Annotated in this window: 7 protein-coding genes, 1 pseudogene and 1 other annotated feature; all 8 genes and pseudogenes read right to left on the minus strand. The window is 31.7% G+C overall.

Going from position 1 to position 11,615, the window contains the following annotated elements:
* Nucleotides 1–8: 8 nt before the first annotated feature.
* Nucleotides 9–1,964, minus strand: coding sequence for a DNA topoisomerase IV subunit B (locus IAI10_RS08545; RefSeq protein WP_315672884.1), 1,956 nt, complete (start codon nucleotides 1,962–1,964; stop codon nucleotides 9–11).
* A gap of 199 nt (nucleotides 1,965–2,163) precedes the next feature.
* A complete protein-coding gene (locus IAI10_RS08550) occupies nucleotides 2,164–2,535 on the minus strand; it encodes a hypothetical protein (RefSeq protein WP_315672885.1) in 372 nt (123 codons plus the stop codon).
* Nucleotides 2,536–2,598: 63 nt separating this feature from the next.
* Nucleotides 2,599–3,606 (minus strand): WG repeat-containing protein, encoded by a 1,008-nt coding sequence (locus IAI10_RS08555; protein WP_315672886.1) that lies wholly within the window; start codon nucleotides 3,604–3,606, stop codon nucleotides 2,599–2,601.
* A gap of 106 nt (nucleotides 3,607–3,712) precedes the next feature.
* A complete protein-coding gene (locus tag IAI10_RS08560) occupies nucleotides 3,713–4,555 on the minus strand; it encodes a TerC/Alx family metal homeostasis membrane protein (protein WP_315672887.1) in 843 nt (280 codons plus the stop codon).
* 330 nt (nucleotides 4,556–4,885) lie between these two features.
* Nucleotides 4,886–6,040, minus strand: coding sequence for an amidohydrolase (locus IAI10_RS08565; protein ID WP_315672888.1), 1,155 nt, complete (start codon nucleotides 6,038–6,040; stop codon nucleotides 4,886–4,888).
* A gap of 133 nt (nucleotides 6,041–6,173) precedes the next feature.
* Nucleotides 6,174–7,937, minus strand: a pseudogene (recQ, locus tag IAI10_RS08570) (DNA helicase RecQ); the annotation flags it as partial.
* A gap of 34 nt (nucleotides 7,938–7,971) precedes the next feature.
* Nucleotides 7,972–9,213, minus strand: coding sequence for a tyrosine--tRNA ligase (gene tyrS / locus IAI10_RS08575; RefSeq protein ID WP_315672889.1), 1,242 nt, complete (start codon nucleotides 9,211–9,213; stop codon nucleotides 7,972–7,974).
* 41 nt (nucleotides 9,214–9,254) lie between these two features.
* Nucleotides 9,255–9,526: a binding site (T-box leader), on the minus strand.
* Between the two features lie 71 nt (nucleotides 9,527–9,597).
* Nucleotides 9,598–11,448 carry a PAS domain-containing sensor histidine kinase gene (locus IAI10_RS08580; protein ID WP_315672890.1) on the minus strand — a complete coding sequence of 617 codons (1,851 nt, stop codon included), beginning with the start codon at nucleotides 11,446–11,448 and terminating at the stop codon, nucleotides 9,598–9,600.
* Nucleotides 11,449–11,615 lie beyond the last annotated feature (167 nt).

Raw genomic sequence — 11,615 nt, forward strand, 5'->3', positions numbered from 1 at the left:
CCTCCAATTTAAAACTCAGCGTACTTATACATATAATTTTTTCTAGGTTCCACCACATCTCCCATAAGCAGAGAAACCATCTTTTCTGCCTTTGAAGCATCTTCTATAGTAACCTGCTGAAGAGTTCTGCATTCCGGATTTAGAGTGGTTTCCCAAAGCTGATCAGGGTTCATCTCTCCAAGTCCTTTATATCTTTGGATAAGTGCTCCTTTCCCAACTTCTTTTTTAGCTGCTTCTAAATCTTCATCGCTATAAGCGTATTTTATTATTTCTCCTTTTTTCCCTTGCTTATATACTTTGTACAAAGGAGGAAGAGCTATAAATAAATGACCATTTGCTATTAGAGGTCTCATATATCTATAAACATAAGTCATCCACAGGGTTCTTATATGGTATCCGTCCACATCCGCATCGCTTAATATTATAATTTTATGATATTTTAAATCTTTTTCATTATAATTATCCAGCACACCAGTTCCTACAGCAGTATTAAAAATTTTAAGTTCCTCGCTGGAAAGCACATTTTCAAGCTTCTGTTTTTCCGTGTTCATTATTTTACCTTTTGAGGGCATTATAGTTTGGAAACGTCTGTCCCTAGCTTGTTTAGCACTTCCTCCAGCTGAATCTCCCTCTACGATTATAAATTCATTTACCTCAGCTTCCTTAAAGGTGCATACTGCTATTTTTCCAGCTAAGGGAGCCGTTCCCTTACCTATTTTTTTTCTTTCCGCATCATTAATTTTTTTAATCTTTTCTCTTCTGGCAGCTGCGTCAACAGCATTAGATATTATAGTAGTAGCAACTTCTTTATTATCTTCTATCCACTCTGAGAACTTAATATAGCAAAGTTCATTCATCATGGTATAAGCTTCATTATTACCAAGCTTGGTCTTAGTCTGCCCTTCGAACATAGGATTTGAAAGCTTTATTCTAACTATAGCTGTCATTCCCTCTCTTAAATCGTCACCTTCAAATTCTTTATCCTTATCTTTTAGTATATTGAGTTTTTTTGCCCATTCCTTAAAAGTTCTGGTCATACCCGTTTTAAAGCCAGCTTCATGAGTTCCTGCTTCAGTAGTAGGAATATTATTTACATAACTTGCTATATATTCAGTAGTGGAATCTGTGAACTGAATGCACACTTCTCCGTACATATCTATTCCATTGATATTTTTTTCTCCATCAAATAAGATAGGTACTTCATGAAGAGGAGTCTTACTTTCATTTAAATAATCTATAAAATCTAATAAGCCCCTCTGAGAATGATACTCCTTCTGAATAGTTTCTTCTCCTCTATCATCTATAAAAACAAGGGTTATTCCCTTATTTTGAAAGGCAAGTTCCTGCAATCTTTCATCTATTGTATCAGACTTAAATTCTGTAGATGTAAAAATATCTTTATCAGGCATGAAGGTTACCTTTGTACCAGTTTCGTCGCTGTTACCTATAACCTCAAGCTTTGTTACAGGAGTACCTGGCATAATTTTTTTCATTGATTTGTCAAATGCATATTCAAATCTCTGCCTGTAAATTTTTCCGTTCTGACATACCTCTACTTCAAGCCACTTAGATAGTGCATTAACTACTGAAGCTCCAACTCCATGAAGTCCTCCTGAAGTTTTATAATTCTTATTATCGAATTTTCCTCCAGTATGAAGTTCAGTGTACACCATCTCTACTCCAGATTTCTTCTTAACAGGATGTATCCCTGTTGGAATTCCTCTTCCATTATCTTTAACAGTTACGCTTTTATCTTTGTTTAATATTACATAAGCTCTATCACCAAAGCCATTAGAAATTTCATCTATTGCATTATCAAGTATTTCCCATATGCAATGATGCAGTCCTTTAGTTCCTGTGGAGCCTATGTACATTCCTGGTCTTATTCTTACCGGTTCAAGCTTCTCTAGAGAAGTTAGGTCGGTAACATCATAACTTTTATTTTCAATGTTCTCGTTAATCATCTTTTCCTCCATAGCAACATCTATAATAATTCCGCCAAAACATAAGCATGCGCTTATTGTCACATACTCATCATAAAATCTATAATTACAGATAAATAGAATAATGTCAATACTCACGAAAGAAAGTTACAAAAATAGGAAAAGTTATTCCTTAGAATAACTTTTCTACATTGCTTACAATTTATCGATTTCAGACTATTTAATATTTTCCTCTCAAGCCACAAGCAAGCCTGATTATATAACGAATAGGCTTTTCTCCTATCTGACTATCCAGCTCAAGCTCTCGTATCAATTCCTTAGATAAAACCAAAGCTCTCTCTTCTTTTTCCTCATTAGGATAATCTTTATAGTTAATTTCCACAAACTCTACAGCTTTACCCACCGCATTCAATACTTTTTTCACATACTCCTGGGAGGCTTCATGATTCTCAAGCTGCGCCAGTATAGTGTATGTTATGCCATAATAATCATTGTGACGTATTATGCCTTTTTCTTTTAAAAAGTATATTAAATATCCAACACATAAAACCATAACAAGAATTAGAATATATTGTACTATTATATCTAACATAATATCCTTCCAAATTCATTATTATAGTTCATTATATGCTTTTTATCTTGGAAATTGCATAAGTCAGGAATTTGATTTTGGATTTATAAACTCACCCTTTTTGTTTATATATCTTTCTCTTTTTTCAAAATATACTTTTGCTAAATCCCCCTGAAAATCAAAAGCTTCTTCAAAGGCAGGTTTTATCACTATTTCACCTTTTTCATTCATAAAACCAAATTTATCTTCTATTTGGACTGCTATAAGTCCATTGCTTAAGTTACCTACGTTATCATAAACTACCTTTATAACTTCTTTACCTTCTTTGTCAATAAAACCATATTTATCTCCTACAGCTACAGTTGCCAATCCGCCATTGAAGTCATCTACCCAATCATATTTTAAAGCTATAACTAATTCTCCATTTTTATCAATAAAACCATATTTCTCATTTATCTCTACTGCTGCAAGCCCTTCATTAAATAATCCTGCTGAATCATAAGCTGGTTTAATAATCATACTTCCCTTAAGATCTATATATCCATATTTATTATTTAAAACGGATGCTAACCCTTCTGAAAAATTATTTGCATAAGAATATTTAGGTTCTATTATGAATTTTCCTTGCTTATCAATATATCCGATTTTGCCTCCATATTGAACTAGTGCAATACCTTCATTAAAATCCGCAGCATCTAAAAATTGAGGTTCTATCACTTCATTACCGCTTTTATCTATGTATCCCCAATTATATCCTTTTTTAACAGCTGCTAAACCTTCTGAAAAACCTATTGCATCATCATATTTAGCTTCTGCAATAATCTTTCCATTTTTTTCTACATAACCTCTCTTACCTTCAGCTTCAAAAATTGCGATTCCATCACTGAAATTATAAATGTCATCATATTCAATAGCTATAACTTCATTTCCTTCCAAGTCTATAATTCCGTATTTATCTCCCACTGCAACTATAGAATAGCCTTCATAAAAGTCATCTGTAAAATCATATTTGCATTCTACTCTTATATTTCCTTCTTCATCTATATACCCGTATTTTCCTTTGATTTTAATTGGATAAAGTAAATTTCCCATATCTTTTCTTATTCTCCTTAAGAAGTTTTTTCATGGATTATTATAACATATGAAAATTTATTTATGCAATTTTTAACAAGAACCTTTTTAAACTTATTTTTTTTCGTTACACTACCTTCTTTTCTTCTCTTTCATAGTTACTTATGGCTAAAGATGCAAGTATACTTCCTATTAATATAGCAAATATGACTATTAATGAAATAAGTATTGGAATCTCAACATGGAAAAACAACAATGCTAGCTTTACTCCAGTAAAGGTAAGTATTAAAGCCACTCCATATTTAACATATTTAAATTTTTCCTGTAAGCTTCCTAACACAAAATACATACTTCTTAACCCCATTATGGCAAATATGTTAGAAGTATAAACAATAAATGCATCTGTAGTTATAGAAAAAATTGCAGGTATGGAATCTATAGCAAATAATATATCTGTAAATTCTATAAGTATTAATATGGCGAAAAGCGGTGTAGCATAAAGGACTTTATCTTTTCGTATAAAAAATTTCTCACCATGAAACTCCTTGGTTATAGGAATTATTTTACCCAAAAGCTTAATAATTTTGCTGTCTTCAAAATGACTGACTTCCTCTTTCTTCACCATCATCTTTATTCCGCTTATTATAAGGATTATGCCAAAAATATATAATATCCAATGAAACATATTAACAATGGTAACCCCAAGCAATACGAATATAAGTCTAAGAATTATAGCTCCAAATATACCATAATTTAATATTCTTCTCTGATATTTCGATGGAATTCCAAAGCTAGAGAAAACTATTATAAACAAAAACAGGTTGTCTATACTAAGACTTTGCTCAATTATATACCCTCCTAAAAATTCTGTTGCTTTTTGAGGACCTAAAAACAGATATATACCCGCATTAAAGATCAATGCTAACAATATCCAAAATCCTACCCATTTTAAAGCTTTTTTTGTTGTCAATGTAAAAACTCCTTTCAAAATAAATATTCTTTTAAAGATAAGGCTCTGTTTTAAATCAGTGTTGATTTTTACATTTTTTTGAAACAGAGCCAAAAATAAAAGCAAGACCTTTAACTTAGCTCTTAAAATGAACTAGGTTAAAGGTCTTGCTTTCTCTCTGGAGTATAAAGCCAGGCACTCGCCGGTTGTTGGCTTTATAGCTTGTAAGCTACTCCCCTTTATTGTGTATATTACCATGTTACATGTTTATAGTCAACACATAATTTACAAATAATAAGTAAGAATGAAAAATCAAAAGTTTAAGTGAAAATCTTACTTATTACTTCTTACCTATTTATAACTATAAACTATCTTGCCGTCAATTATTGTATATAGAGTTTTAGTTAGTGTCTCCATAGGATTTCCTGTGAATATAGCCAAATCCGCATCTTTTCCAGGTTCCAAGCTTCCAACTCTATCGCTTACTCCTGCTATTTCAGCAGCATTTATTGTGATGGCTTTCAAGCCATCTTCAATATCCAAGCCTTCCTTTACCGCAAGCCCTGCACAAATAGGAAGATAATGCTGCTGAATTACTGGATGATCCGTCATAATAGCTACCTTTATTCCTTTATCCTGCAATTCTTTAACGGTTTTAAAGGTCTTATTTTTAACCTCTACTTTAGTTTTAAAGGTCATTGTTGGTCCAATTATGGCAGGAACCCCTGCTCTTTTTATATGATCTGCGATAAGATGTCCTTCTGTACAGTGATCAAGAGTAATCTTCAAGTTGAATTCTTTAGCTATCCTAAGAGCGGTCAATATATCATCAGCTCTATGCGCATGTGCTTTAAGCGGTATTTTTCTCTCTAACACTGGAATTAATGCTTCCATTTTTATATTTGTTTCAAAATACTCGCCCTTAGCCTCTGCTTTTTCTTTTTTATTTTTATAATTTACCGCTTCCGTTAAAGTTTGTCTAAGCAAGCCAGCTGTTCCCATACGAGTACAGGGCGTTTTACCTTTATTTCCATATACTCTTTTAGGATTTTCACCAAAAGCTATTTTTATAGCTGCAGGTGCCAAAACCACCATATCATCTATAGCTATTCCATGAGTTTTTATTACCGCGAATTGTCCTCCTATAACATTAGCACTTCCGGGTCCTGTCATGACACAGGTTATCCCACCCTTTACTGCGCTATAGAAAGCTTCATCCATAGGATTTATAGCATCTATAGCTCTCAAGTGAGGAGTAATAGGGTCAACTCTTTCATTTACATCATCGCCTTCAAAACCCATTCCTTCCTCTTCCATGCCTAAATGGCAGTGAGCATCTATTATCCCAGGAAGCACCCAAGCTCCGTGAACATCAATAACTTCCTCCTTTTCCGGTGCATTAATTTTTTCTCCTACTTCTATTATTTTTCCATCTCTTATAAGTACTTGTCCATTATCATAATTTTCTCCAGCCATAGTAAATATTTTTCCATTTTTAATTAGCACTCTAATTCACTTCCTTAATTTTATTTATTATTTGGTTCTGCTTTAAATCAGTGTTGATTTTTACACTGATTTAAAACATTCCTTTAGTGCGGTAGCGATGTTTTAGTAAAGCTGGCTATTCTTTACCTTCAGCCAGGTATTCTTTTATAACTTGTAAAAATGCCTCTCCGTATTTTTCGCATTTTACTTTTCCCACTCCTGATATGCCAAGCAATTCCTCAGTATTGGAAGGATATTCATTACTCATTTCTTTTAGAGTATTATCTTGAAATATAAAATAAGGAGGCACGCCTTCCTTTGATGAAATTTCTTTTCTTAAGGCTCTTAGGCGCTCAAAAAGATCATTGTTCTGAGTAATTTTCTTAGCTTTAACAGCCTCTTTAAAAACCACCTTTTCTTCTCCTTTTAGTATCTTAACAGAATTATTATTTAAAATCACTGTGGGAAACTCTCCATCTTTTAAAGAGATATATCCATGAGAAATGAGAGTATTAATAAAATTAGACAATTTGTCTTTTGAATAATCCTTCATAATACCATAGGTGGATAATTCATTAAATTTGTATTGAAGTATTTTTTTCTGGGAAGAACCTCGAAGCACATCAACTATGGTAGTTATACCAAAGTCCCTTTTCATTCTGTATACGCAGGATAGAACCTTCTGAGCATCTACAGTTTTATCTATCAGCTCTCCTTCGATGAGGCAATTACTGCAATTATTGCATTCCTCATAAGCAACATTCTCACCAAAATAGTTTAAAATAAATTTTCTTAGGCAGCCATTATGATGTACAAAATCCAGCATATTTTGAAGCTTCTTATATTCATTAATTTTTCTTTCTTGATTCTGTGTACCTACTTCTATTAAGTACTTCTGTGTCATTACATCCTGAGGTGCGAATAGCAAGATACATTCGCTATTTTCTCCATCTCTGCCAGCTCTGCCTATTTCCTGATAGTAGCTTTCTATATTTTTAGGCATGTTGTAATGAATAACAAACCTTACATTAGATTTATCTATACCCATTCCAAAAGCATTAGTAGCTATCATTATATTAGTTCTATCATATACAAAATTTTCCTGATTCTTTCTTCTTTCTTCATCAGAAAGTCCTGCGTGATATCTTGCTACAGATATGTTTTTATCTGATAATTTTTCATACAAATTATCTGCTTCTTTTCTTGTAGCTACATATATGATACCTGACTGATCTATATTTTCTTTTATATAGCTTAAAATATAATTTAATCTATCTGCGCCCTTTAGCACTGTAAGTTTAAGATTTTTTCTATCAAAACCTGAAACATATATGTTGGGATTTTTAAGTCCCATGAGATTTATAATGTCTTCCCTGACTTCCTCTGTAGCTGTGGCTGTAAAAGCTGATACTATAGGCTTTTCAGTAAGTTGATTTATAAATTTGCTTATATATCTGTAACTTGTTCTAAAATCATGTCCCCACTGTGATATGCAATGAGCTTCATCCACTGCCACTTGAGCTATTTTTAAACTTTGCAGCATATTACAGAACTCTAGAGATTCAAGTCTCTCTGGTGCAAGATATAAGAGTTTTATATTCCCCTGCTTTAAATTTTCAATATTAACCCGAATCTCCTCAGAGGATAAAGTACTATTTATGTAAGCAGCTTCAATACCTAAATCTTTTATGCTGTCTACTTGGTCCTTCATCAAGGATATGAGAGGGGAAATAACTATAGTTATTCCCTCAAATAAGAGAGCAGGTACCTGATAGCATATGGATTTTCCCCCTCCAGTAGGCATTATCGCTAAAGTATCCTTGCCTTCCAAAACGCTTTCTATCACACCCTTTTGTGCATCTCGAAACTCCTTATATCCATAATATTCCTTTAATATCTCTAAAGCTCTGTCTAACAAAAATGTACACCTCTTCGCCTTATATTTATAATGCTTATTTTACTACTACTTTTATATAGCTCTTTTTCCCTTTTTTCAAAAGCACATAACCCTTTTCAAAAAACTTTTCATCAATCACCATGGAGCTATCATTTACTTTTTCATTGTTTACACTTATTCCGCCTTGATCAATAAGTCTTCTAGCTTCAGACTTTGAAGCTGTAAATTTAATAGAAGTCATTAAATCCACTATAGCTATTCCAGCCTCCAAAGCATTTTTACTAATTTCTGCTGTGGGAACATCCTCTGTAACAGAATTTTTGCTAAATAATGCTTCTGATGCTTCTTTTGCATTTTTAGCTTCCTCTTCACCATGAACTATTTTTGTTATTTCATAAGCCATGGTTTTCTTAGCATTAATTATATCACTGTTACACTGATTTTTTATATCTTCTAACGAAAGTCTTGTAAATAACCTTAAAAGAGTTTCAACGTCCTCATCATTTACATTGTAAAAGTATTGGTAAAAATCAAACACAGAGGTTTTTTCTCTAACTACCCAAAGTGCTCCATTCTCCGTTTTACCCATTTTCTTTCCTTCTTTTGTGGTGAGCAGCGGGCAAGTTATTCCATATACATTATTGCCAACATTTTCATTAATTAAATTTAATTTTCTTATCAAATTTACTCCGCTTACTATATTTCCCCACTGGTCACTACCGCCAATCTGAAGAGTACATCCATATTTTTTATTTAGAACTGCAAAGTCATAGGACTGCATAAGCATGTATCCCATTTCTAAAAAGGTTAATCCTCCTTCTTTAAGCCTGCTGTCATATACTTCTGAGGATAACATTTTATTCACATTAAAATGTACTCCTATATCTCTCATAAAATCTATGAAGTCATAGCCTTTCATCCATTCTTCATTGCTTAATATTATAGCTGCATTTTCCCCTTCAGTCTTTATAAATTTTTTTGCTATATCCTTAACTTCCTCCACATTATGCTGTACCTGCTCCTTTGAAAGCATCTTTCTCATATCGCTTTTTCCTGTGGGATCTCCTATTAAAGCAGTAGCACCGCCTACTACGAGTATTCCTCTATGCCCTGCATCTTGAAGATATCTAAACATCATAAGTGCAAAAAAATGTCCAATGTGAAGACTATCTGCTGTAGGATCTATACCCAAATAAAATGTTACAGGTTCCCCATTCAATGTGTTTTTTATATTCTCTTCATCAGTTGACTGATAAATATATCCTCTATCTCTCAATGTTTCAAATAAATTTTTCATTTAATTCACCTCACAATAAAATAAAAAAACCTTCGCCCCATAGAAAGGACGAAGGTATATCCACGTGTTACCACCTTTTTTTATCATTATCTCTCAATAATAATCTCATAAAGTATCGTAGATAGCATAATAATTTAAGCATCTAGTAATACCTTGCATTATAACCTATGCAACTGGGAAACCGCCTACTGGTTGTTATCTTTTGGGGTTCAGCTCCAAGATGTATTCAAATCAGTTCATTTTGCTCCTCTCATCACCCGGAAACTTTCTGTAAAACTACACTGATTCTACTATTTCTTTTCAAAGCTTTAGTATCCTAATTAGTTTTAGTATGCGCATACATTAGATTAATAATATATATTTTACTTTTATTTGTCAATAGGGTTAGGTATATATTTGAAGAGAATATATATCAGAAAACTCAATATTTATTCTCTCCACATTTGTTTTATATAACTCCTCATCTATATCCTCACTATTACTTTCTAACACTACTGGCAAAGTTACAGTAAATTCGCTCCCTTTTCCTTCTTGGCTGCTTACTGTTACTTTTCCTCCATGCATTTCAGCAAAGGATTTTACTAAATAAAGGCCTATACCTGTACCTTCTGAATTTCTTGAAAGAGACCTGTCAACTTGACCAAATCGCTTAAAAAGAAGATTCAATTTATCCTGAGGTATGCCCATTCCTTCATCTTTAACCTTAATTTCAATGCTATCCTCATTATCCAAAATATTTACATATATTTTCCCTCCAGCTGGAGAATACTTAAATGCATTGGAAAGCAAATTTAACATTATTCTTTCAATCTTATCACAATCAAAAGACATTATTTTTTCTTCTACCTCTGTATCAAATACCAATTCTATATTTTTTGTTTTTATATAATCAATTATTGAATTGCTTATATCTTCTACCAATTCTACAATGTCTGCTTTACTCTTTTTAAGCTTAACAAATCCATAGTCCACCTTTGTAATATCCATAAGGTTGTTTATTAGTCTTATCATCCTAAGACTATTCTGCTTCATAGTTTTTAAATAAAATTTGCATTTGTCTATACTCTCATTTTTTAAATATAGTTCCATAGTCTGCACTGCAGCGTATATGACATTTACCGGAGTTTTAAGTTCATGAGATATATTGGTAAAAAATTCAGTTATCATTATATTAAATTCTTTGGTGTCATTGTAAAGTTTTAATTCTCTTTCTCTATCTTTTTTCAAATTTTCCAATTCTTTTTCCTGGGTTATATTCAAAATTAAAGTCAATACAGTTGGTTTTCCATTGTAAGTAAAGTAGGATGAGGTATTTCTCACCTCAATAATATCTCCAGCAGTATTGCATATTTTTTCATCTTCAATAAACTTAGATACTCCATAAGTAAGTATTTTTTCATATTTCGTTTTAATATGCTCAATATTTTTCGAATTATAATAGTTATATAAAGATTTCTTATTTAGGTCTTCATGACTTTCATAACCTAATAATTTTGCTGCACTTTCATTGGCATATATTATTCTTCCGCTTTCATGGATTATAATAGCATTTATGGAGTTTTCAAAAAGTATATCATAGCATACTTCATTTTTTAAAAGAGCTATCTCTATTTTTTTCCTTTTGCAGCTTTGCATAGCTAATTCGCTATTTAAAGCATTTACTTCCTTATCTTTTTCCTTATATTTTTTATTTTCATTATTCACATAATACCCTAGAACTAATGCAATAAACATATAAACTATAACAGTGATAAAATCTTGTTCTAAAAATTCATATATTGCATCATAACTTTGAAAATGTATTATATCTTCAATTATTAATATAAAAGAAAACAAGCAAGAATCGATTATTCCGGCTTTTAAGCCATACTTAATTATAGATATTACTATTAGTAATAAAAATATATATTTACAATTCTCTTTATAAAATTGAAATAAATAAATAGTAAAAAAATTGATTACAATATAAGTCATGCTTTCAACTGTAAACCTTAGCTTGCTTATCCTTGAATTCTTATTTATCCTAATGCTTTCTAAAATCCAAAATAAATACAGGATGCATACAGCAAAATGTAAAAACATTAATGTATATGCTTTGATTTCAATGGGTGATCTTATAATGTAGGTAACATTTTTCTGATATAAATGTACATATGCCATTATAAATATTAATAAAAAAAGGATGCCAAACTTCAAAATGGTAAGTATTTTTCTTTTAAATCTTAATTGTTCCATATCAAATACCCCCTTATTAATGCAGAATTTTCAGAAAACTATATCGGTAACTATGCAATATATATTCTCCAAACAAAACACAATTCCTCCTTTTTTTATATATTTTTTAATTTTATGTATAATTTTATTGGAGAAATTTAAGAGACAAATATAGGGCCCTAAGCTAA

Origin of the sequence: Clostridium sp. 19966, from assembly GCF_032335695.1 — a bacterium.
Taxonomy (GTDB): domain Bacteria; phylum Bacillota; class Clostridia; order Clostridiales; family Clostridiaceae; genus JACTOJ01.

Coding starts and splice junctions, on each gene's coding strand:
- IAI10_RS08545 (WP_315672884.1), bottom strand. CDS start 1,964: ATGATTAACGAGAACATTGAAAATAAAAGTTATGATGTTACCGACCTA.
- IAI10_RS08550 (WP_315672885.1), bottom strand. CDS start 2,535: ATGTTAGATATAATAGTACAATATATTCTAATTCTTGTTATGGTTTTA.
- IAI10_RS08555 (WP_315672886.1), bottom strand. CDS start 3,606: ATGGGAAATTTACTTTATCCAATTAAAATCAAAGGAAAATACGGGTAT.
- tyrS (WP_315672889.1), bottom strand. CDS start 9,213: ATGAAAAATTTATTTGAAACATTGAGAGATAGAGGATATATTTATCAG.
- IAI10_RS08580 (WP_315672890.1), bottom strand. CDS start 11,448: ATGGAACAATTAAGATTTAAAAGAAAAATACTTACCATTTTGAAGTTT.